The organism is Burkholderia pyrrocinia, from assembly GCF_003330765.1.
In the GTDB taxonomy this organism is placed as follows: Bacteria; Pseudomonadota; Gammaproteobacteria; order Burkholderiales; family Burkholderiaceae; genus Burkholderia; species Burkholderia pyrrocinia_B.
This window is the reverse complement of sequence record NZ_CP024903.1, coordinates 519,025-540,808: the sequence shown is the minus strand read 5'-3', so window position 1 is coordinate 540,808 and position 21,784 is coordinate 519,025. Positions and strand designations below refer to the sequence as shown.

Annotated in this window: 22 protein-coding genes and 1 pseudogene; 1 reads left to right on the top strand and 22 read right to left on the bottom strand. The window is 56.7% G+C overall.

The features are described from left to right. Positions 1–160: 160 nt before the first annotated feature. The 6 genes from CUJ89_RS19880 to CUJ89_RS19855 all read right to left on the bottom strand — a co-directional run bounded on the left by CUJ89_RS19880 (position 161) and on the right by CUJ89_RS19855 (position 5,641). Complete coding sequence (locus CUJ89_RS19880; RefSeq protein ID WP_114179198.1) at positions 161–511, bottom strand: VOC family protein; 351 nt, start codon at positions 509–511, stop codon at positions 161–163. A 160-nt stretch (positions 512–671) separates the two neighbouring features. Further along, the gene (locus CUJ89_RS19875; RefSeq protein ID WP_114179197.1) at positions 672–1,373 is read right to left on the bottom strand and encodes an ABC transporter ATP-binding protein; all 702 of its coding nucleotides are present in this window, start codon (positions 1,371–1,373) and stop codon (positions 672–674) included. Beyond that, positions 1,373–2,146 carry a high-affinity branched-chain amino acid ABC transporter ATP-binding protein LivG gene (gene livG, locus CUJ89_RS19870; protein WP_114179196.1) on the bottom strand — a complete coding sequence of 258 codons (774 nt, stop codon included), beginning with the start codon at positions 2,144–2,146 and terminating at the stop codon, positions 1,373–1,375. Before livG ends, CUJ89_RS19875 begins: the two co-directional genes overlap by 1 nt. Next, complete coding sequence (locus CUJ89_RS19865) at positions 2,143–3,414, bottom strand: high-affinity branched-chain amino acid ABC transporter permease LivM (protein ID WP_114179195.1); 1,272 nt, start codon at positions 3,412–3,414, stop codon at positions 2,143–2,145. The genes livG and CUJ89_RS19865 overlap by 4 nt, the downstream gene beginning before the upstream one ends. An 11-nt stretch (positions 3,415–3,425) precedes the next feature. Continuing rightward, complete coding sequence (livH, locus tag CUJ89_RS19860; RefSeq protein ID WP_085038717.1) at positions 3,426–4,352, bottom strand: high-affinity branched-chain amino acid ABC transporter permease LivH; 927 nt, start codon at positions 4,350–4,352, stop codon at positions 3,426–3,428. A 170-nt stretch (positions 4,353–4,522) separates the two neighbouring features. Continuing rightward, positions 4,523–5,641 (bottom strand): branched-chain amino acid ABC transporter substrate-binding protein, encoded by a 1,119-nt coding sequence (locus CUJ89_RS19855; protein WP_114181460.1) that lies wholly within the window; start codon positions 5,639–5,641, stop codon positions 4,523–4,525. 979 nt (positions 5,642–6,620) lie between these two features. Here CUJ89_RS19855 and CUJ89_RS19850 point away from each other — a divergent pair. Continuing rightward, positions 6,621–7,058, top strand: coding sequence for a hypothetical protein (locus CUJ89_RS19850; RefSeq protein ID WP_236655035.1), 438 nt, complete (start codon positions 6,621–6,623; stop codon positions 7,056–7,058). 88 nt (positions 7,059–7,146) lie between these two features. On the opposite strand, the gene CUJ89_RS19845 is transcribed toward CUJ89_RS19850, so the two are convergent. The 16 genes and pseudogenes from CUJ89_RS19845 to CUJ89_RS19805 all read right to left on the bottom strand — a co-directional run bounded on the left by CUJ89_RS19845 (position 7,147) and on the right by CUJ89_RS19805 (position 21,781). Then, positions 7,147–7,368 carry a SymE family type I addiction module toxin gene (locus tag CUJ89_RS19845; RefSeq protein WP_114179193.1) on the bottom strand — a complete coding sequence of 74 codons (222 nt, stop codon included), beginning with the start codon at positions 7,366–7,368 and terminating at the stop codon, positions 7,147–7,149. A 553-nt stretch (positions 7,369–7,921) separates the two neighbouring features. Then, entirely contained in the window at positions 7,922–8,479 is a 558-nt protein-coding gene (locus tag CUJ89_RS37780) for a Swt1 family HEPN domain-containing protein (protein ID WP_152036642.1), read from the bottom strand. A 3-nt stretch (positions 8,480–8,482) separates the two neighbouring features. Further along, positions 8,483–9,118: a DUF5343 domain-containing protein gene (locus tag CUJ89_RS37775; protein WP_152036641.1), complete on the bottom strand. Its 636-nt coding sequence runs from the start codon at positions 9,116–9,118 to the stop codon at positions 8,483–8,485. Positions 9,119–9,661: 543 nt separating this feature from the next. Then, a complete protein-coding gene (locus tag CUJ89_RS37770) occupies positions 9,662–10,036 on the bottom strand; it encodes a hypothetical protein (protein ID WP_152036640.1) in 375 nt (124 codons plus the stop codon). 12 nt (positions 10,037–10,048) lie between these two features. Next, a complete protein-coding gene (gene drt5, locus CUJ89_RS19840) occupies positions 10,049–11,530 on the bottom strand; it encodes an antiviral reverse transcriptase Drt5 (RefSeq protein ID WP_114179192.1) in 1,482 nt (493 codons plus the stop codon). 465 nt (positions 11,531–11,995) lie between these two features. Further along, the gene (gene arsN2 / locus CUJ89_RS19835) at positions 11,996–12,439 is read right to left on the bottom strand and encodes an arsenic resistance N-acetyltransferase ArsN2 (RefSeq protein ID WP_114179191.1); all 444 of its coding nucleotides are present in this window, start codon (positions 12,437–12,439) and stop codon (positions 11,996–11,998) included. A gap of 227 nt (positions 12,440–12,666) precedes the next feature. Beyond that, positions 12,667–12,855: pseudogene (locus CUJ89_RS38560) on the bottom strand (OmpA family protein); the annotation flags it as partial. Between the two features lie 294 nt (positions 12,856–13,149). Further along, positions 13,150–13,455, bottom strand: a complete 306-nt coding sequence (locus CUJ89_RS37765; protein WP_152036639.1) for a hypothetical protein — start codon at positions 13,453–13,455, stop codon at positions 13,150–13,152. 111 nt (positions 13,456–13,566) lie between these two features. Further along, positions 13,567–13,776, bottom strand: a complete 210-nt coding sequence (locus CUJ89_RS19825; protein ID WP_114179190.1) for a hypothetical protein — start codon at positions 13,774–13,776, stop codon at positions 13,567–13,569. 180 nt (positions 13,777–13,956) lie between these two features. Beyond that, the gene (locus tag CUJ89_RS37760; RefSeq protein ID WP_152036638.1) at positions 13,957–14,604 is read right to left on the bottom strand and encodes a hypothetical protein; all 648 of its coding nucleotides are present in this window, start codon (positions 14,602–14,604) and stop codon (positions 13,957–13,959) included. A 32-nt stretch (positions 14,605–14,636) separates the two neighbouring features. Beyond that, a complete protein-coding gene (locus tag CUJ89_RS37755; RefSeq protein ID WP_152036637.1) occupies positions 14,637–15,146 on the bottom strand; it encodes a hypothetical protein in 510 nt (169 codons plus the stop codon). 135 nt (positions 15,147–15,281) lie between these two features. Beyond that, positions 15,282–15,713 carry a hypothetical protein gene (locus tag CUJ89_RS19820; protein ID WP_114181459.1) on the bottom strand — a complete coding sequence of 144 codons (432 nt, stop codon included), beginning with the start codon at positions 15,711–15,713 and terminating at the stop codon, positions 15,282–15,284. 96 nt (positions 15,714–15,809) lie between these two features. Continuing rightward, positions 15,810–16,187, bottom strand: a complete 378-nt coding sequence (locus CUJ89_RS37750) for a hypothetical protein (protein ID WP_152036636.1) — start codon at positions 16,185–16,187, stop codon at positions 15,810–15,812. Positions 16,188–16,471: 284 nt separating this feature from the next. Continuing rightward, positions 16,472–16,999 carry an SMI1/KNR4 family protein gene (locus CUJ89_RS19815; RefSeq protein WP_114179189.1) on the bottom strand — a complete coding sequence of 176 codons (528 nt, stop codon included), beginning with the start codon at positions 16,997–16,999 and terminating at the stop codon, positions 16,472–16,474. Positions 17,000–17,015: 16 nt separating this feature from the next. After that, the gene (locus tag CUJ89_RS19810) at positions 17,016–21,326 is read right to left on the bottom strand and encodes an RHS repeat-associated core domain-containing protein (RefSeq protein WP_236655034.1); all 4,311 of its coding nucleotides are present in this window, start codon (positions 21,324–21,326) and stop codon (positions 17,016–17,018) included. Further along, positions 21,323–21,781, bottom strand: a complete 459-nt coding sequence (locus CUJ89_RS19805) for a DcrB-related protein (RefSeq protein WP_114179188.1) — start codon at positions 21,779–21,781, stop codon at positions 21,323–21,325. The genes CUJ89_RS19810 and CUJ89_RS19805 overlap by 4 nt, the downstream gene beginning before the upstream one ends. Between the last annotated feature and the right edge of the window lie 3 nt (positions 21,782–21,784).

Genomic DNA, 21,784 nt, shown 5'->3' with positions numbered 1-21,784 from the left:
ACCAGAACGGATCGCCAATCGGAACAAGGAAGCGAACACGGATCGGTCCAGGCCGGTCCGTTTTTTTCTTCTGACGCGCCACACGTCGCCCATTTTGCCGCCGACACTCTAAGCAACGGACCGGTTCATTCGGGAGAGTTGCAGTGGGTACTCTGTTGGATCAGCGATGGGCCAGCACGTTGACGAGCTTGCCGAACGGATCGCGCACGTAAAACCGCCGCACGCCCCACGGCTCGTCGGCCGGGCCGTATTCGATCGAAATGCCGGCTGCATGAACGCGTGCGAGCGCTTCGTCGAGATCGTCGATTTCGATCGACAGGTCGGGCGTCGGCGTGCCCGACCCGCCCTGCGATGCAAAGCTGATCTGCACATCCATCTGCTCGGCATTGCCGTAGGTCGCGATCCAGCCGTGATCCATCAGCAGGTCGAGACCGAAGATCTGCTGATAGAAACGCTTCGCGTCGTCGACCGACTGCGTGTCGATATTGGCGACGATCCGTTTGACCTTCATCGGTTTCCTCCGCAGCGCGAAGATGTAGCCGATTTGACTACGATCGAAGCCAAATCGGCTACAGATTTCCTGCAAAACGGGCATTGCACCTGTCGTACCGAAGCATCCCGGAAGGATGCCGCAAGCCGCCGGCCCATTGCAGGCCGGCGGCTTCCCCCCATCAACCGCCCAGATAAGCCTGCTTGATCCGGTCGTTCGCGAGCAGGTTCGCCCCCGTATCGGCGAGCACCACGCGCCCCGTTTCGAGCACATAGCCGCGATCGGCCACACCCAGCGCCTTGTTCGCGTTCTGCTCGACCAGGAACACCGTGACGCCTTCTTCACGAATCGTCCGGATGATGTCGAAGATCTGCGCGATCACGAGCGGCGCGAGGCCGAGCGTCGGCTCGTCGAGCAGCAACAAACGCGGCTTGCTCATCAGCGCGCGGCCGATCGCCAGCATCTGCTGCTCGCCGCCCGACATCGTGCCGGCACGCTGCGTCGCACGTTCCTTCAAGCGCGGAAACAGCTTGAACACATGCTCGATGCCATCATCGATCTCATGACGGCTCGCAAAAAACCCGCCCATCTTCAGGTTCTCGAGCACCGTCAAACTCGGGAACACGCGCCGCCCTTCCGGCGAGATCGCCATCCCCTGCCGCATGATCTGGTGCGTCGACATCGCTGTGATGTCCTTGCCCTCGAACATCACGCGGCCCGACGATGCGCGCGGCGTGCCGCACACGGTCATCATCAGCGTCGTCTTGCCGGCGCCGTTGCTGCCGATCAGCGTGACGATCTCGCCCTTCTTCACCTCGATCGACACGCCCGCGAGCGCCTCGACCGCGCCGTAGTGCGTATGGACCTGTTCCAGCTTCAGCATCACTCTTCCCCCAGATACGCCTTGATCACGCGCGGGTCGTTGCGGACCGCTTCCGGCGTGCCGATCACGATCGGCCGGCCGTGCTCCATCACGAGGATGCGGTCGGACACGCCCATCACGAGGCTCATGTCGTGTTCGATCAGCAGCACCGATACGCCGAACTCGCGGCGCAGCTTGTCGATCAGGTGCTGCAGCTCGATCTTCTCCTGCGGGTTGAGGCCGGCCGCCGGCTCGTCGAGCATCAGCAGGCGCGGCTCGGTGATCATGCAGCGCGCGATCTCCAGACGCCGCTGGTGCCCGTACGACAGCGTGCCGGCCTGCCGGTTGGCGACCGACTTCAGCCCCATCCGTTCGAGCCACACGGCCGCGCGCTCGAGCGCTTCCTTCTCGGCGCGGCGATACGCGGGCGTCGAAAACAGGCCGGGCAGCAGCCCCGCCTTCACCTTGCGGTGCTGCGCGACGAGCAGGTTCTCGACGACGGTCAGCGACTTGAACAGGCGGATGTTCTGGAACGTCCGCACGAGGCCCTTCACCGCGATCTTGTGGCTTGGCAACCCCGCGATCGGGTGGCCGTCGAGCACGACGTTGCCGCCGGTCGGCTTGTAGAAGCCGCCGACGCAGTTGAACACCGTGGTCTTGCCCGCGCCATTCGGCCCGATGATCGCGAACACCTCGTCGCGGCGCACGTCGAAATCGATGCCGTCCACCGCGAGCAACCCGCCGAAGCGCATCTGCAGCCCGGCGACCTTCAACAGTTCTGCATTCGCGCTCATTGGGGCAGCTCCACGTGGGGACGGCTCGCGGGCAGCAGGCCCTGCGGACGCCACATCATCATCAACACCATCACGAGACCGAAGATCAGCATCCGGTACTCGGCGAAGCCGCGCGCGACTTCCGGCAGCACGGTCAGCAGGATCGCCGCGAGGATCACGCCGAGCTGCGAGCCCATCCCGCCGAGCACGACAATCGCGAGGATCAGCGCCGATTCGATGAAGGTGAACGATTCAGGATTCACGAGGCCCTGGCGCGCCGCGAAGAACGCGCCGCCGATGCCCGCGAACGATGCGCCGAGCGTGAACGCCGACAGCTTGATGCGCGTCGGGTTCAGGCCGAGCGAACGGCACGCGATCTCGTCGTCGCGCAGCGCTTCCCACGCGCGGCCCATCGGCATGCGGATCAGGCGGCTCGTCACGAACAGCGTGAAGCCGACCAGCAGCAGCGCGATCAGGTACAGGAAGATCACCATGTGCTCGCCGCTGTATTCCAGCCCGATCAGTTCATGGAAGGTCTTCGCGCCTTCGACGCTTGCCGAGCGCGCCATCTCGAAGCCGAACACCGTCGGCTTCGAAATGCCCGAGATGCCGTCCGGGCCGCCGGTGAGGCTGGTCAGGTTGTTCGCGAGCAGGCGGATGATTTCGCCGAAGCCGAGCGTGACGATCGCGAGATAGTCGCCGCGCAGCCGCAGCACCGGGAAGCCGAGCAGGAAGCCGAACGTCGCCGCCGCGATCGCCGCGAGCGGCAGGCACTCCCAGAACGACAGCCCGAAGTACTGGTGGAGCATCGCGTACGTATAGCCGCCGACCGCGTAAAACCCGACATAGCCGAGATCGAGCAGCCCCGCGAACCCGACCACGATGTTCAGCCCGAGGCCGAGGATCACGTAGATCAGCGCGAGCGTCGCGACGTCCACCGCGCCGCGCGAGCCGAAAAACGGCCACACCAGCCCGACCGCGAGCAGCACCCACACCACCACGCGCTGCTGCTGCGCGCCCATCGCGGGCAGCGCCGGCAGCTTCACCGCCGATTTCGCGCGCACGAGCCACGGCTTGAACAACTGGAACAGGAACACGGCCGCGACCGCGATCCACACGGGCCGCCAGTGCGGCGTGAGCACGACCTGGTAGCCATCGAGCTTCAGCTGCAGCCCGAGCACCGGAATCGTGAGGATCGCCGTCAGGATCGCGGCGGCCATGGCATTTTTCAACGCCTGGCCGATCGATGCGTCGGCGGCCGGGCGGCGAACGGAAATGACTTGACTCATCTGCGTCTCCCTCAAACCTTTTCGATGTCCGACTTGCCGAGCAGGCCGGTCGGGCGGAAGAGCAGGATCAGCACGAGCAGGCCGAACGCGACGACGTCCTTGTACTCGGCCGGCATGTAGCCTGCGGCGAAGGTTTCTGCGAGGCCGAGCAGCACGCCGCCGAGCATCGCGCCCGGGATGCTGCCGATCCCGCCGAGCACCGCGGCGGTAAACGCCTTGATGCCCGCGACGAAGCCGATATACGGATTCAGCTTGCCGATCGTCAGCCCGATCAGCACGCCGCCGACGGCGGCCAGCATCGCGCCGAGCACGAACGTGAACGAGATCACGCGGTTCGTGTCGATGCCGAGCAGGTTCGCCATCTTCATGTCCTCGGCGCACGCGCGGCACGCACGGCCCATCCGCGAATGCGAGATGAACAGCGTGAGCGCGATCATTAGCACGACCGTCACGCAGACGATCATCAGGCGCGAATACGGGATGGTCACGTCGAAGTCGCCGCCGAGATGGATGTCGAACGCACCGGAGATCAGCACCGGCACGGACACGTCGCGCGCGCCCTGGCCGATCTGCACGTAGTTCTGCAGGAAGATCGACATGCCGATCGCGGAGATCAGCGGCACCAGGCGCGGTCCGCCGCGCAGCGGCCGATACGCGACGCGCTCGACCGCGAAGCCGTACAGGCCCGTGACGATCACCGACACGATCAGTGCGGCGCCGAGCACGAGCGGCAGCGGATAGCCGGCGGAGATGCCGATGGCAGTGAGGGTAACGAGGCCCACGTACGCGCCGATCATGTAGATCTCGCCGTGGGCGAAGTTGATCATGCCGATGATGCCGTAGACCATCGAATAGCCGATGGCGATCAGCGCATAGATCGCACCCAGCGTCAGGCCGTTGACCAGCTGCTGGGCGAATTGCGGAAAGAAGTCAGTCATGTGCGGGAAGCTCCCGGTGGCGCCACGCCGCGCGCCATCGCCGGATCACGGCGCGGCCGCGCGCAACGCACGGTGTCGTCTCGGTCCGCCCCTTGGCTTTGGAACGGCCAAATGCGCACGCGCCCCGTCCGGGTTTCGGACAGGGCGGGCACGCGGGCGGGTACTTCGTGTTACTTGGCGGCGGTCTTCGTCGCGTCCTTGTGCCACGTGTACACGACGAACTTGAACGCCTTCAGGTCGCCCTGCGCGTCATACGACACCTTGCCGATCGGCGTGTCGAACGTCGTCTTGTGCATGTACGCGGCGACCTTCGTCGGGTCGGTCGTCTTGGCTCCCGCGATCGAGTCGGCGATGATCTTCACCGCTGCGTACGCCGGCATCTGGAACGCGCCGTTCGGGTCGCGCTTCTTGTCCGCGAACGCCTTCACCAGCGCCGCGTTGGCCGGATCGGCCGAGAAGTCGGCCGGCAGCGTGACGAGCATGCCTTCCGATGCCGGGCCGGCGATTGCCGTCACGTCCTTGTTGCCCACGCCTTCAGGCCCCATGAACGTCGCCTTCACGCCCTGCTCGCGCGCCTGGCGCAGCAGCAGGCCCATTTCCGGGTGATAGCCGCCGAAGTAGACGAAATCGACGCCTTGCGACTTCAGCTTCGTGATGATCGCCGAGTAATCCGAATCGCCGGCATTGATGCCTTCGAACAGCACGACCGGGATCTTTGCCGCTTCGAGATCCTTCTTCACCGACGACGCGATGCCCTGGCCATACGACTGCTTGTCGTGCAGGATCGCGACCTTCTTCGGCTTCACGTTGTTGATGATGTAATGCGCGGCGGCCGGGCCTTGCTGGTCGTCACGGCCGATCGTGCGGAAGACGAAGTGGCGCTTCTTGCCTTCGGTCAGCTGCGGCGCGGTGGCCGACGGCGTGACCATCACGATGCCTTCGTTCTCGTAGATGTCGGACGCGGGGATCGTCGAGCCCGAGCACACGTGGCCGATCACGTACTTGATCTTCTGGCTGACGATCTTGTTCGCGACGGCGACGGCCTGCTTCGGTTCGCATGCGTCGTCCATCATCACGGCTTCGAACTTGTTGCCGCCCGCACCGCCTGCTGCGTTGATCTGCTCGATCGCGGTCAGCGCGCCGGCCTTCACCATGTCGCCATATTGGGCGACCGAACCGCTCATCGGACCAGCGATGGCGATCTTCACGGTTTCCGCTTGCGCGGCGGCGGCGCCGGCGGCGAACAGCACGGCGGCGACGGAAATGGACGTAAGACGGGACAGCGTCATCAGGAGCTCCTCGATGTTGTTAGTCATACGGGCAAAGGCGGCATGACTTGCGCAATCGAACAGCACCCGGGGCGAGGACATGGGACACGCCCGAGACACATAGAAGACGGAACTCCGGCGGAATGTTGCGTAGCGGGGCCCGGCTCTTGCAGTCCCCGAAGGGGACGTCTGGTTCGGAAAGACATCGTGATGCGTCTTGCATTGCGCAAGCGTTTCGCCTGCCCCGCTTGCCAAACTGCTCGATCGGAAGGATGGTCCGACAGCCGTTGGCAAGGCAGCCGAAATTATATGGGCGTTTTTAAATCGTCTGTCAAAAATGCCGAGGGACTGAGGGAAAACACGTAGATTTTTCGGGTGGGGTGGTGGCGACTGGGGCGCAACCTTGGGTATGTGACAACGTTTGCTCGCAGTGCAATCCGGTTGCTATCAGGGTGGTCGCTTTGGCTTCGTTCCTTGTCGGAGTTGGCGTTCAGCGATTGGTGATCGCGCTCGGCGTGCGTCGAGCCCATAAAGGGTCGCATCGTATGATTTAAATCGACTGATGATTGATTCGGCAAGCACCAATGCTGTGCGTCGGATGGCGCGGCCAAAACCTTCGATTTGCCGACGATTTTCGCTACTCCGAAAGGTCACAGTTATACGTATGAAATAATACGGGCTCGTATCTGCAATCCAGCCAGCCTCCGTCGCGATTCGCGTCTGCCGCGTTTCGGGCCACTTCGGCCCCGCCCCGCGCCCAGCCGCCAGCCAGTGATCTGCCGTTTTTGTAACCCTGTCAGTCACCTGCTACGGACCGTCAATGAGTCGTTCTTCCCGCTTCCCTTCCGCCGCCGCACTCGCCTGCGCGCTTTCCGTTTCAGCTTCCGACGCGTGGTGCCGCGATGCCCTCGCCGATCGTTCGGCCGGAACCAACGTGTTTCGCGCGGAACGTCGCGCCGTTGCGCGCGACGATGGGCACGCGGCACGTGCAAGCCACCGCGTGCTGTACGCGGCGCCGGTCGAACGCAGTCCGTTCGATATGCCTGATACGCGGCCGTTGCGTGTGTCGGGCGATGCGCTCGAAGCGCAACCTTCGTCCGGACATGAACCCGATTTCGCATTGCCCGCGAACCGTGTAGCGCTCGGCGCGGGCGGTAGCGACAGCCTCGGTCGCGCGTTGCCCGGATATGAACAGCGCGAGCAGAACTGGAATGAATACCTGCGGGCCAATGGGTCAAGGCCGGCCGGGAGCGGCGGTTCGTATGCGCCGACGCGGCCATACGATGCTGCGCGCGGCGCGCATGGTGCGCCGAATCCGTTCGATCCTTCAGTGCCGCAGCCGGAGACACGCACGTTTTACGATAACGGCGCGGGTACGCATTGCACGGCTACCGGCGGTGCGAAGACATCGCGGTCGTCTTGCAATATCGCCTGGTGATGTGCGGCGGCGTCGGGCAGCTGCGGCTGCGCTACCCGGCGCGCTGCGCGAAGTCGCGCAGCGCGGCCGCATCCTGCGGCGTTGCCTGTTACAACTGCTTGATGATCAGCCTGCCCGGCTCGATCGTGATCTGCACCCTTCGGCCCGGAACAAAACCCGCATCGTTGATCAACCACATTCCGCCGATCTTCATATACGGATAAAACGTCTTCGGCCTGTCATACATCCGTTTCGGTACTCCCCAGGATTCCTGGATCGTTACGAAACGTTCCGTGATCGGGGGACGTGCTTTATCATTCGCCTTAGCCATGGGCAACTCCTTGAAAGTTGGCTGTGGTTAGCGGGTCGTGAGTGTTCCTAGCACTTGCGGCCCGCGCTCGTTTACTGCGGTGTTTTTATGGTTTGGATTCCTCCTGTGTTGGTGGTTCGGTGAAACTGAGGCTTCGGCGTGGGGATCAGAACGTGCGGTGTATCCATTCACGCGCGCGATCATAATCGCGCTGGACGTTACCCATTAGACAGTGTTTGTTGCTTTGGCACACGTTAGCCGTTGGTTATAGTCATACGACTAGATCAATGCGCTCGGCCATTGTGTGCTGATGGCGAACGTCACTCGGTCACTGTAAGCGAATGAACAGAACTTGACGATTCGAAACAATTCGGTTGAATCGGGTAAATCGCGTGGGTTCGTCTCGATACGAATACGACCGACGCCAAGTCTCTGTTGTTGTGTGGTGCACCTGAAATTGCTTGCGGGTCCGGTTTCAGCATCTCAATCAGACCTCTATCGACCCAGAGCCGACTGTCACGCCGTTCCAATCGAACGTCTGAAGTCAAAGCCTATTTTGAGGTATATCAATTCATCAGCCAACCTGACGATTCCAATCTCGCAAAATACTCTCTACCCGATCAACCTCGATCTGCGGCAGTGTCCCCGTATGCATAATTATATTCCTAGACATTTCCAGATCATTAAATCTCGACATGACCCACGCTTGATCGGGAAACAAGTCAGAAAAATCATCCCAGTTCGCGATAATAATCTGGCCTAGATTTCCAAAAAGCGTATATCCAATTAACGCAGTCGATCTGGCTGCATGATATTTATTCGCAGCCTCCCTTTCCTTAAGTTTTTCAACGGCCGCTCGGATCTTTGCTGGCACCGCACAATTCCACCAATCCAAACCCTTGCGCGATAGAAGGCGTTCGGCTATTAGATCTCTAGCTGAATTTTCAATGCAAAAAAAAGCGGTAAAGACCGACGACATTTTTTTTGCATCGTAAACGATGCGCGGACTGAAACCGAATTCTTCGACCGCAATAACCGGAGGTGTAGCGGTGCCGCGAATCGCAATACCTTCACTCGCCAATTGAGCGAGTGAATTCTCTGCGAGCAGCGCATTGAAAACGAATTGCCGCATAGACTATACCCCCAAATTATCGCGAAGACTTTTAAAAATTGCGTTATAAACCGTGATGTCGGTCGTCACCGGTAGATGAATCTGTATATTGTAATGGTATTCGGTTTTGCGATGCGATGCTGGCGCCGCAGGAGGCGCAGCCTCGATTGTTTTTTCTGGCAATGCTGTTGAAGAAGATGAGTTGTTCACATCTTTTACGGTCGGTGCCGGGTCGGGTCTTTCGCTAAAATCAGCCAGCTTAGCAAGAGTCTTGAAGGTCGAATAGTATCGCTTAACAGCCTCTTCGTCCTTTCCAGTAATGCGGCTAATAGCCCCTCTTACCTCCGCCTCGTTTGCTGATTGAATATTCGAATCAATTGCAAACAGGTCGGCGTAAGTTTCACGAATACGCTCCCCCAAAACTCGCTTCCAGTCTGATGGGTCCCGGAGACGGTCGTAATAAGCAGTCGGCACACCATTTTCAGTTAAAAAACCTAGCGACTTTAATACCCTTGGCATTGCTCTATCATTTGATGCAGTAAATCCCCACGTTGCGAGAAGTTCCTGCGACAATTTTTCCGGTTTTGCGGCTGTGCGAATTCGACTGAGAATTGGCTCGATTTTGTTATTGGATACGATGAAAGGATATTGGTCTGGCATTGAGTTCTCCGTCAATGCATAAATGGTTAGGTTTTAATCAAAAAATTTTGCTTCTCCGCAGCATGGCGTCATAGCCACATTTCTGCCAGCCAAAGCGGAAAATTGTGTTGGTCCACATCTAGAATACTCTGTTCTGTGCCACGAGTGGCATCTCGCACGATCAAGGGACCGCTTTTGCCACGCGAAACATCGGTCGCGGAATGGTCGCCGGAGGCCGCTTTTGGCCGAACGCGGCCGGCCGCCACCCTGTCACGCTCGACCGGCGCAGATCGACCCAAAGCAGACTTTTTGCTCGCTCGATAGCGGCCATTGACGTGGCTCGCGCGAGCGCGATTGTTGACGATTCTAACGCTTGCAAAATTCATCAATCGTCATCGGTGGCACGTCTTTCGGCGGCGTCTTGTTTGCCGGCGGTTTAACAGCGGGCGGAAAAACATCGCGACTGGTAGCGACACTCATGGTGGCCCCGTCCGGCTTCAATAGCCGCTACCGACTGCGACGCGAGCCGCGCTATCGTCATCGAGGCAGTCCGCGTACTCGCGTTTATTCGCGACTCTCTTGGACCGGGACATACCACTCTTTTTCGCTTTCCGGCAAAAGCAAGGGAATCGCAAACTGAATGCGACTGACCGCCATCTCTTTCGACGTCTTATCGCCTTTTGCTCCTGCACTAAGCCCCAAAACCTTAATTCCACCTCCAGCCCCGGCGCTGCTGGAGTCTTCCGCGGTAAGGGCTATGTCGAAGTCCACGATTGTCGATTTGAGCCGTGCGCTTTCTGAAAATCGCTCATGTGAAGCGTATTTGTGCCCCCCATCCGAACGTGGAACAACATAGGCTCCATACTCCGAATTCTGAGCCTCGCGAATTCCTGCGATGACTTCAACGAGTGATTCTCTTATAAAATCACGCAGCTTCATGTTGCACTCCAATCACAGTTTTTTCACGCAATCGGCGATCAAAAAATTTAAGGTCGAAGCCTTCGCGAAATAGTCCAGCAAATAATTTCGTTCCCCAGATTTTAGTGATCGCATCCCGATTGCAGCCGCCCACGACAGCCAATCTGACTGCCCATTTTTTAGAAGGTCCGCGCGAATTTCCTTAAACCCGAACCCTTGCTCTGGAATTTCAAGGATTTTCGATCTTGCAATTTTAAATTCCGATGATAGCTCGTAGAGTCTTAGAAGAATATCACCATAAAGTTTGCAGCCCGATAAAAAGTCCTCAGCGATGCAACCAAGCCAAAATAACTGATACTCAAGGAAAAAAGTCTCGATTTTTAGATAATTGAGCATGACCACCGCCAAATCATTTTTTTCCTTAATGGTTCCGCATATCGCGTGAATATGCTTCATCAAATTCGGAAATCTCGCAAGCAATGCGGGAATATGCTCAAGTACACTATCGCTGTAAGAGCGTAAAAATAACAGTATGCGTTCTGCGTCCGATTCATCGAGAGCGTCATCTTTCAGAAGTGCGAGGAGCGCATCGATCTGCTCTTGTGACAGGTTATTCTCGACTTCGTTGTCCACTTCGATAGCCTCCACACCTGAAGCCGTGGGAACGAGTTGAATCTCGTGAACAATTTCGTAAAGTGCATTTTGCAAGTTGGAGAGCGTTTCTTGTACGTCTCCAAGGGGCTTGTCGTAATGCGTCTTCGAAGGGTTAATATTCAATCCACATTGTCCAAGCATATGTTGAATCCGGATAAAATCCTGCTGAATTACTGACGGATCGTTATCAAATATCGTGAAGTCATCCATAAATCTCACGATTAAGGATGATTTAAGAAATTTGCTAAGATCGATGTATTTCAGAAATTCATTCCCAATCATTTTGCAAGGGTAAATTCCATGCGGAAGAAAATCAACGCTACGCCCAGCATTAATTTCTCGCATATATTTACCGAAAGCATTGGCATCCAGGGCGGAGACCTTGCCCATTGCGGAAAACCAATGCGACAAATCATGGTGATAAATACTATTGAAGTAAGATGCAATATCGAATTGGATCTTGTGTTTGTATTGCGCCTCACCTTCTTCCAGCGCCTTTTTATATTCCATATAGGCAATGTGAACAGGAATGTGAGAACCATCCTTGAATCGATAACCAAAACTCCGTCGAATAACGCTAACCTCAGGGCGAAATACTTCACGATTCCTGTATACGAGGTCGTATATAAAATATTCCGCGATAGGGTCTAGCTTCACGGTTCGCCGCAAATGCCCGCGGGGCTTTGTCGCGTACACCCTTTGTTGCGCAAGAAAATTGTCAGCAACCACGTCTTCTTTTAATATTTTTTCATTTATGTATATAGAAATTTCTTTGCCGTGATTTTCCGCCATAAAAATATTTACTTTCAGCGGAAATAATGTGGCAGGAAAATCCGCTTTTAAAAAATCAATTGTTGACATGGCCTTTCGATGCGCTATGAATTTTGGTACATTCGACAATGGCAGCACGCGACCGTCATTTGCGCAAAATTATGCGTAACGGGAGCAGTAAGTGCGCGCCGACCGTCCCATGACTTTACTAGAATCTTCGTGCCCTCGAAACACAACTAGCGCTTTATTTTCTGGGCTGCTTTAGCTTTCTGCTCTGAAAGTATGGCCCCTCCCATTCGCGGGCACTGGCGGCTGTAATCACCGCCTCGGGGCCGATGCACAACTCGGCGGCCGTGCGGCCTTGCTACTTCATCTCGTAGTAATGCGACCGGCTCAGAGCGTAACTATTTCGCGACTGGCGGCTCTTGGCCGAACCCGGTCCCACATCAAGCTTCGGTTAGGGGGCTGAACGCCGCCGCCCCGATCGGCGCCACCCGACCCAAAGGCGGCGGTGGGTTCAGCGCGAAGCGGCCGTTCGAGGCACTCCGCGCACTGTTATAGCGTCTTCGCCATGCATGTGGCCGACGCGGGACAGAGAGACGCAAATTGCGAAGTGGATTGAATCCGGCTCGGCGCTACCGCCCTCTCGAACTTGTGATATCCAATGCTCGCGAAATAGTTGGCTGCGGTCGTCGTCAGCAAGAACAGACGACGCACGCCGTGAGCGATTGCAGCCTGCTCCGCCGCTGCCACAAGTGTGCGACCCAGCCCGTTCCGTCGAGCACCGTCTGCGACGGCTAGTGATCGCAGCAGCGCATCTGTCCCGTATTGCTCAATCGCGACACATCCCATGAGGCTCCCATCCACAAGAGATGCAACATAGAAATGAGGGATTCCCTCGATTGTTACATCCTCGTTTGGCAAATCTTCGCTTTCAAGCAGTGTGCGTATGATGGAATAGTCGGCGGAGTGTGCTCGACGAATAAGATGTGTATTCACAGAAGCCCCTGAATATCAGCGACAGCCAAGAATATAGAGCATCTTCGGCATCAAGGCGGAGGGTTCCTGATATTCCTCGGAATCTTGATTCTGACCGCAATTGTCGACGACCTTCGACGCCAGGTCGAATGCCTCAATCTGGCCGTACCGAGTCATTCCCCCTCACCTATGTGATTCCCGGACATCGTCTCAACTAATATAATACGATAGAGCGCGAATCACACGCTTCACCTCGGAGAAACCACAATCGCCACCCGCCGATTCTGCGCTCGTCCTGCCGGCGTCCGGTTACTCTCCGGATCGAGCTTCCCTTTCCCGACGATCACAATGCGCTTCGCATCCAGCCCTATGTCGGCCAGCTCGATCGCCACAACCTCGGCCCGCCGCCGCGACAACTCGACATCATAGTCACCAGTCGTGTGTGTGTGGCAAGCTCGATTCCGTTTCCACTTTCATGGGTTACCAATATTCAACAACCATTCACGATACTTAAATTTCCAACCATCCGCAACCACTCCCCTCGAAAGGCCAGCGATAAAATCCATTTGCATGCGAATTTCCGATTCCACTGGATTATTAACACCATCCGGAAGCAACCCGAACCCCTCAAGATAATCAATTCTATTTACAACCTGTTCCGCACATCTTGCAAGATCAACAGCAGAATGAGTTCGCGTCCACTCGTAAAGAAAGATAGCGCCGCCAATAGATCAGATGCACCTTGCGCATCTGCATGCGTCACTCATACTGATGTCGTCTATATCCCATTCCTGAATCTTGAAATCCGAAAAATCAGATCCTGATTCATGCCCATCCCAAACACGATTAAATCCTTTGATGATGCGCGCATGAATTTGCAGCGCCGACAAGTCAGAGTAACGAGACAGAAATTCAAATATTGATCTTGTTCCGGTGAGCGCGAAACAACACCATGCAGCAAATCTCAATTGATTCGTCGAATCGAGCTTGACGAGCTCTCTGGCCAAGTTCTCTTTATGTTCGATGACCGTGGTCATTCGATACTCCTATCCGAGCTTCACGACTCGATCTGCTGCATCGCGTCCGCGCCAGTAGCAACCCGCACGGATTGCATTTATAGGGAGTTCACACCTCTCACTCGCATGAAATCACAATCGTTTCAGCTTATACGAGAGAATTTTATCAACAATTTCGTCCAGTGACATGTTTTCGTATTTTTTCTGAAAAATGTAATCCATTGCATATGGATCCATCACTTTCTCATTCAAAATCTCAATATCAGACTCAGCCTCCTCGTCTGAGGTGTAGTTTGATTCTCTCATCCTACCAACCAAAACAATCAATTCATCTCTATTCATCGCTCAACCTCTCAGACAGGATGGACACGAATCATTTCTCAGTAACCCACCCAAGGAGATATCTCAGCGAGTTTCTTCAGCACCTTCATCTCGAAATTTCTCCCACCGAAGGAGCGGGTGAAAAATTGCCGCGCGAAAACCTCTGTGTTGCCAACCAAGCTCATCCTGCCATCCATCGCATTAAGGCTTCGGGTAAACGGGAACCTTTCCTCGATCACGAATTTCAAAAATCCTCACATCGCTTCCACTTCCCTCCACCGACAGCACTCGGTCGGGGAAGCGCCCCTCCGGCCACTTGATTATTATCTCAACAACATTCCCGGAGACATCATATGAATAGATCGACTCCGTATACTCAAGATTTCTTTTTTCGACCTGAAATACCTCTGAAACCCTGCCATTTTCATAACTCACCCGTACAACGCGAGTTACTTGGGAGTCGGGATTTTCTCTAAATGTATTCCCAAAAACATATCGAGTTGTAGAATGTTCTGAGTATTCGTAAAAATCATCGGAACGCATCCAATCCTGATCCCCTGGAGAACCACCCAGCCTCCCGTATGCAATTGCATGTATCACTCGCCCGTGATCGTCGTACGAATAGCAATACCGCCGAGGGCTCGGCTCCGATTTACTTTTCAACATGCGCCCTGGCTTCACCCCTAACATCTCAGTGCGATAGGGCTCAAGAGAAAAAGGCGCACCAACACCGGCCCCCCACCTTTCTAATTTAACCCGCTCTTTCGCCCGCCTTAAGAATTTCGAATAAGTACCATCACTTTCCACTAGCAGACTAACAAGTTCGTTTCTCTTATTTTTTGAAGTCATGGAGTCAACCTCTTGCAGCCTCGTCCTCAAGTTTAGCTGCCACCCTTCGGGGACTCCCAATATTTCGCCCCCTGAGCACTCGTCAATCTTTCCAAAAAATCTCTCAACGAATCCGCTACTCGCGGCCAATCACATCTATCGTCCAAAGGCAAACTTACGAAAATGGATCCCGCAGAATCCATCAACAATAAATCCGAATCCCCATAAAATCGAGCAAAAACAATATCATTGCCCGAAAATTCTCGCCCCCTTATTTTTCTTTGCTTTGCAGTCTCGTCAATTGCCTTCTGAGGCGACAATACCTCAACTCCCCACTGCCCGCACTCATCATCCTTGAACAAATCCGCCCGCTCGGATATTTTCCAAAACTGTATAAGTTCGTGTGCAGAGTCAGGGATGCCTTTGATCATCACATCACTTGCAACTCCACCAGAAAAACAAGACCTCAATAGAAATGGACATTCCTGTCCAAAATGAATTGCCTTTCGTGCGGCAGACCAATCCACCTTCATTTTCTCAATTATCGCATCCAAATTTTTCACTCCGTAGGTCGCGTTGATCGCAACGGAAACGATAGATCTCGTGGTTCTCATGGATCCGCAGACACGCCTCTCTGCTCATTTGGAATTACCCTCCACAGGAGGTCTCATCACCTCAACAGAAAAATATCTTCATACTTAAATATCAAAAAACCACTCAATGAATTCATTGAAATTACTCCACCGGGGCTTAAGATCACCATCTATGAATTTCTCTAGACTACCCCCTAGACCAACATCAAAGACCTCGCCGGCCTCAGCGTTGTAGAAATATCCCCGCTCCCCAGAGAATGAATCCAGCGGGATATATGGATCTGGCACTTTGAGAACCTCGCGAGCAACCTTCAATCCACCGTCATAATCAGAGTTATTTAAAAACCAGCAGACCTGATATATTTCCCCGTTCTTTGACGTAAATGTCGGACCATCCTCGACATGCAAATAGAATTGAGAGAAGTCCGATGAGATATCAAGCCCCATCCCTAAAATAGCATCTCGATAACTCGCCTCAACATCATTAAACCACCACCCTCTATCCTTGCATAAGGATATAATTTTATCTGACAGCATATCCAGCCCCGCGCTGCACAACAAAATCAATCGCCTTTATTGATTGAACGAACTCGACTTAACTCCTCACAAAAATTCAAATACCCTTCCTATTATTTATAAAATCCTCACATTCTCCATGTCGTTCCCACGCACCACCCATTTACGTCCCACGCTTGATAAAAATGCAACCCCACCATCTATTTTCTCGACGAGCACAAATGGTTCAGAATCCAGCGACATCAATGCCCAGTTGAGCACGTCCCCAGTTCTTTTATAAAAGAAACCGCATGACCCATGAGCGGCCACCTCGCCACCAACGTAGGTTGCGCCGGCAATATCGACGGAGAAATTCTGGAATATATTTGTTAGACAATCGCTCTTAATGTGAAGAGCCCCATCTATTTTAGGCTGCCCACTTATTATCTTGTAGCCAAACACGCTCGATTGACCAACAACAATACAATCAACGCAATAAAACTTCTCCGCACACAAGACATCTCGAAGAATATCAATAACCCCCCCCGACTCTCCATCATCCAGGTTTCGCTAGCATTCATCCTATTGCAGCCCCCGAAACCTCGAGTCAAACTTGACCTTGAAGTACCAACAACCTCTTCGTTCTGAATGCCGTCGCGTTTGAATCCACTAGGAGACGCAATGCCAGGCCGCCCAACCACATCGAAAAATACCCGACGAAATAATCTCGAAAGCTCGCCGCAACGCACGCCCCCTACTGCTTTCCTGCAATGCCTGGGCATGTGATACCTCCCACCAAATCACACATTGCGTCGACGCGGCACGATGTTATTAACAAAATCAGAAAACGCCGGTGCTATATCAATGATGTCATCAACATTTTCTTCCGATTCCCATAAAACATATTTTATTTCACCCGTTTCCATATCGATCCAGAAGTCATTATCCCCCGCATCTCCGGCGAACGGAAAATGCTTCCGACAAAAAATATCTCGCTTCTCGGAAAACTTACCCCTCAGCTTGCGAACTTTTTCCGCTGAACGAAGATTAACCTCATCCTCATCGAAGTACCTTTCGCCAATATAGTAAAAACTCTCAATTTCCATAGAATCATAATCGCCACGGGTCAGAGTAAAAAATTTGTCCCGATAGAAATATGCACCGCCGTTAAAATATCCACCATTGCTTTTTACATAAAATTCTACAAAATCATCCATACCATTAAAATCGGCACCGGATAGCACCTCATTCACTATCTCTGCTGATATGGCGGGCCCTTGATCACAAAAATCAAACCCCTCACCCTGAAATAAATTTTCAGCTAACATTGATCGCCCTCAATAGTCAACACCCTCGATTCCCTTCTTTGGTTAGCGCATTGTTTCTCTTAGTCGCCTCATCGATCGCGCCTTGTGTTCCGTATTTCTGGCCGGTCACTTGTTTAAAATCATCCGCGCCTCCGATATGTGGGTGAGAGTGGTAGTTAGGATCAACCAACTGCCCCCTCATCGTATTTGTTTCCGCATCGTAATCTATATGATGATTCATCCATTTGGCCGAGGGTCGCTCATTAAGTCCAGCCGCGTCATATAACGCCTGCTTGTCCAACATGTAACTCCCCGTCGCTTTATACGAATATATCCCCGTCGGGTTATCAGCCTTTACTGTCCCCGGATGTAAAACATCCGACGGGAACTCAATCGGCTCCAGCTCTAAGCCCCAAGGATCGATCCAGCTAATCGGATTAGGCGCATATTGATAGAGATTCGTCCCCCCCAATAATCTGATCGGATCCGGATTGATGAACCGCCCAATATCCGGATCGTAGAACCGAAACGTGTTGTAGTGCAGCCCCGTCTCACGATCCAGATACTGCCCCTGGAAACGCAGGTTCTGTGGTCTTGGTACATGGACAGACGTCGGCGTCGCTTCCTGCACCTGGCCCCATGCCGGCATCGACCGCTGCGGCGCCCGCGCGATCCACTCCTCCTGCACCGCGTTACCCCAGACCTTATAGCGGGCCTGCCAGATCAATTCCCCGTCGGCGTCGGTCAGTTCTTCCGGCATCCCCGACACGTCGTTGTGGAAGTAGTAGACCGCGTCCCTTGCATTGGCGTCATTCGCCGCCACCGCGCCTTGGTCGATCCGCGCAAGCGGCACATAGCTGTTGGACTCGTACAAGTACGTCAGTGCTTCCTCGCCCTGACGGTCGTGATACGTCTCCTGCACCAGCCGCATGCCATCCCACAAGAAATCCGTGCTCGCATATCCGCCATTGAGCTTCCGAATCCGCCGGCCAAACGCGTCGTATTCGAAATTAGTAGTCGACACCCCAAGACGATCCTTCGTCACGACAGACTTCAACTGATGCCAGTCATCGTATTCGAGGTTCAGCTCTTTGGCAGGCCCATGTCCGCTCAGCTTGCGAACAAGCCGCCCATACGCGTCGTACTCGAAGCGCTTGTCCTCGAACATCTTGAGCCGGTTGTGCTCGACATAGCCGCCCGGATGATCGCTAGACACAAGGTTCGCCGCCGCGTCCCAACGGAATACCTCGGACGGCAACCCCGGTCCCGTCGCCTGCTCGATGCGCCCGGTCGAATCGTAGCGATAGCTGGTCGTGCCGTAGCGCTGGTCGCGCTTCTGGATCACATCGCCGGCCGCATCGTACTGCCACTGCTTGGCGAGCAGCGCCTCCGCTGCCGAGCCGCGATGCGCGGCAACTCGCGCACGGCGTCCAACCGCGTCGTATCCGAACTGGCTGGTCAGGCTGCCCTGTGTGCGCAGCACTTCTCGATGCAGGTCGTCTCGTTCGATGTCGGCGATCGCCGCGCCATCGACACGGATCTGGTGCACATGCCCGGAGCCGTAATGCAGCCAGTCGATCGTGCGCTCACCCGAGATCGTGGTGCTGACCCGGTTGCCGAGTTCGTCGTACGTGTGCGCGAGCCAGCCCGTTGGCGTGTACTCCTCGAGCACTTCGCCGCGCGCGTCGTATTTCAGGTTGACGCGATTTTTCAGCGACGGGCCGCGCGCCGTGAGCGTATGCAACTCACCGGACGTGATCCGGCTTGCCTTGTCGTACAGGTATTCGCAACGCTCGCGCCCGGATGCCTTGGCCGTCAACCGCCCGAGCGCGTCGCGCTCGTAGGTGGTTTGGCGTTTCCCCTCTCTAAGCGCGACGCCCAGTCCACGAGCATCGTACTCATACGAGCGGACGTTACCCTCCAGCCCAACCTCCTCGCTCAACAGGTCACGTCGGTCATAGCGAAAGCGATAGGTCTCCCGATTCTCGTTGGTCAGACTCGCCAGCCGGAACGCATCGTCGTACCCGAACCGCACAACACGATCAGCCGCGTCAGTACGCGACAGCAACAATCCACGAGGATTCAACTCATAGCGCGTGCTGCGCTGATTCGCATCGACCACCTCAACAAGCCGCCCGGCCGCATCGTAACGAAACGTCTGCCGGGCACCGTCGGCCGTCCCGATCCCCGTGACCCGCCCCATCGCATCCGCTTCATACACGGTAGCCTGCCCGGCCGCATCGGTCACACGCGCGAGCGCGCCACGTGCGTCATACGCAAACCGCGTGACCTTGCCGGAGCAATCGGTGTACGAAATCAACTGCGCACGGTCATTCCATTCGAGGAACTTGTACCCGCCACGCGCATCGCGGATCGTATGCACCAGCCCGCGCTCATCCCGGTGATACTCGGTCGCGAAGCCTGCCGGATCGCGCGCCATCGTCAGGTTGCCGCGATCGTCGTAGCGGTAGATCCAGCGCGCATTGGCCGGATCGGTTTCGGCGACAGGCAGATCGTAGTGCCCGTTCCACTCGGTGCGTTCAACCTGGCCCAGCGCATCGATACGCTGGGTCTGCCGCCCCCGCTCGTCGTATTCGAAGCGGGTCGTATGCCCGGCCGGATCGGTCGTACTGACCAACTGCCGCATCGCGTTCCACTGCAACTGCCACACGTGGCCTTCGGCATCCGTATGGCTCGTCGGCTGCTGATCCTCGTTCCACGTCCAGTGCGTAACGCGGCCGGTCTGGTCGGTAATCGTCACCGTACGCTGCGCGAGATCCGCGTTGAACGTGTACGCTTCGCCGTCGTCGGTCCAGTGGCGCACGACACGCGCGTCGCGGCCGACACCCTGCCACGCGTAAAAGCATTGCAGGCCGCCGCGCAACGTATGCTGGACCATCAGTCCACGCTCGTATGCGAAGCGTCGCCCGGTGTGGCCGCTGCGATCGGTCACGGCCACCAGTTCGCCCGCATCGCTGTACGCATAACGCACCAGCATGTCGGGTTGCTCACCGTCCACACCACGGGTCAGCTCGATCGTGGCAATGCGTCGAGGGTGCGATCCATCGTAGGCCAGCGTCAGCAGGCGGCCCGCGCTGTCATGCAGCCTGGCGGGCCGCATCACGTCACCGGAGGCTTCCTGCTCCACCTCGATCCAGTTGCCGTTGCGATCCTCGAGGCGCCACAGCTTGAGCCCCTCGCTGTCCGCATCGCTGCGGGCACGGCCGAAATCGCGATACAGCCCGTCGACCGTTTCGACCACGTAGTGGCCGCCGGCGGTGCAGATCAGGTAAATGCCTTCGGGAACGCTGAAATGGCTCTCGCCCGGCGGCACGGCCGGGAATACGATATCGCGGCCCTGTTCGTCCCAATACGTGATCGACGTGACTTCGCCATGTTCGCGCGCGAGCCGCAATTCGACACTGATCGGCACGCTCCAGCCCGGCCCGAACAGGCTGTCGGCACGGTCGTCGTGGCTGCTGTAGAAACGCCGCCACACGATCGGCAGCGGCCCGGGCAATGCGAAGTCGGTGTCGTCCGTGCCATCGAGAATCTTGCCGCCGGTAATGACGTTGACCGGGTGGCCGGCTGACGGCCTCGCCAGACTGCCCAGCCAGGTACCGAAGGCACTGGCCGCGAAATTCATCGCGATACACGGCACCTTGCTCTTCAGAAACTGCCCCCAGCTCATCTTGCCGCGGCCACAGACCGCCAGCGCAATGCCGAGCGCCGCGCCCAACCACCCGAGACGCGTGGCCGACTTGACGTCCCGCACCCGCTGCGTGCCGCCGCCGATGAACACGTTGTCCGAGCCTTCGGCAATCGTGCCGTCGCAAGTCGTCTTGTCGCCGACGCGCGCTGCGGGATGATCGTTGATGTAAACGCTCCCCGAACCGTCGGCGATCATCTGCGGGCCGGAGTGATCCGTGCAGGCGACGGTGTCGAGGTCGCCCGGCCGCGCCGCGCGCGCAGCCGCCTTGTCGTTGACGTAAACGTTCCCCGAGCCGCTCGCGATCTTGCCTTTGATCTCGGGCGGCGCGATCGAGTCGGCCAGCGCCTTGGCGCCGTCGTCGATGGCGTCGTTCATGCCGCTCGCTTCCATCAGCGCGCCCGAGCCGACCGCCACGCCGACGCCGATCGCGATCACGAGCGGCGTCGCCAGGCCGGCGGTGCCGATTTCGAGCGCGGCCAGGCCGACGAACACCAGCCCCTCCATCGCCTCCGCCACCAATCCGCCGATGATGGCGCCGCCGATCACCGAACCGGCCGTGGCGGCGAGCTCACCCCAGAACGACGTGTGCTGGATCGGGTCTTCGAAGCGCGCGGCCGCGAAGTGTTCCGCGCTCACGACGCGTCACCGGGCCCGAGCAGGGTCGGTCGAACCGCGCGCGGCTGAAAACTGGCGAGCATGCGGTCGGCGATCGCCTGCTGTTCGCCGGTCAGCGGTGCCGCACTGGTCAGCGTCATCACGAGCACGCGGCCGGTGTCGTCCGCCGGAAACATCGTTTGCATCTGATGCCAGAGCCGGCCGTCCCGTTCGTGCGTGGAATCGATCTGGATGCCCGCGCGCTCGGCCACCGTGACCGGCCGGCGCGCCTTCTCGGTGAGCATCTTGGCATCGCGCGACGCCACTTCCCATTCTCGCGCGACAAACGCGTCGAGATTCTCCCCGTCGCGCAGCCGCCCACGGGCGATCACGAGGTTGAGGCCGCCGGGGCCGGCGTTCATCACGAGGATGTTGACGGTGCGGTCGAGCGCCGCGTCCGGCAGCTCGAAGGTGCCTTCGTGGATTGCGTAGTGCATGGC

Coding starts and splice junctions, on each gene's coding strand:
- CUJ89_RS19880 (WP_114179198.1), bottom strand. CDS start 511: ATGAAGGTCAAACGGATCGTCGCCAATATCGACACGCAGTCGGTCGAC.
- CUJ89_RS19875 (WP_114179197.1), bottom strand. CDS start 1,373: ATGCTGAAGCTGGAACAGGTCCATACGCACTACGGCGCGGTCGAGGCG.
- livG (WP_114179196.1), bottom strand. CDS start 2,146: ATGAGCGCGAATGCAGAACTGTTGAAGGTCGCCGGGCTGCAGATGCGC.
- CUJ89_RS19865 (WP_114179195.1), bottom strand. CDS start 3,414: ATGAGTCAAGTCATTTCCGTTCGCCGCCCGGCCGCCGACGCATCGATC.
- livH (WP_085038717.1), bottom strand. CDS start 4,352: ATGACTGACTTCTTTCCGCAATTCGCCCAGCAGCTGGTCAACGGCCTG.
- CUJ89_RS19855 (WP_114181460.1), bottom strand. CDS start 5,641: ATGACGCTGTCCCGTCTTACGTCCATTTCCGTCGCCGCCGTGCTGTTC.
- CUJ89_RS19845 (WP_114179193.1), bottom strand. CDS start 7,368: ATGGCTAAGGCGAATGATAAAGCACGTCCCCCGATCACGGAACGTTTC.
- CUJ89_RS37780 (WP_152036642.1), bottom strand. CDS start 8,479: ATGCGGCAATTCGTTTTCAATGCGCTGCTCGCAGAGAATTCACTCGCT.
- CUJ89_RS37775 (WP_152036641.1), bottom strand. CDS start 9,118: ATGCCAGACCAATATCCTTTCATCGTATCCAATAACAAAATCGAGCCA.
- CUJ89_RS37770 (WP_152036640.1), bottom strand. CDS start 10,036: ATGAAGCTGCGTGATTTTATAAGAGAATCACTCGTTGAAGTCATCGCA.
- drt5 (WP_114179192.1), bottom strand. CDS start 11,530: ATGTCAACAATTGATTTTTTAAAAGCGGATTTTCCTGCCACATTATTT.
- CUJ89_RS37765 (WP_152036639.1), bottom strand. CDS start 13,455: ATGACCACGGTCATCGAACATAAAGAGAACTTGGCCAGAGAGCTCGTC.
- CUJ89_RS19825 (WP_114179190.1), bottom strand. CDS start 13,776: ATGAATAGAGATGAATTGATTGTTTTGGTTGGTAGGATGAGAGAATCA.
- CUJ89_RS37760 (WP_152036638.1), bottom strand. CDS start 14,604: ATGACTTCAAAAAATAAGAGAAACGAACTTGTTAGTCTGCTAGTGGAA.
- CUJ89_RS19820 (WP_114181459.1), bottom strand. CDS start 15,713: ATGCTGTCAGATAAAATTATATCCTTATGCAAGGATAGAGGGTGGTGG.
- CUJ89_RS19815 (WP_114179189.1), bottom strand. CDS start 16,999: ATGTTAGCTGAAAATTTATTTCAGGGTGAGGGGTTTGATTTTTGTGAT.
- CUJ89_RS19805 (WP_114179188.1), bottom strand. CDS start 21,781: ATGCACTACGCAATCCACGAAGGCACCTTCGAGCTGCCGGACGCGGCG.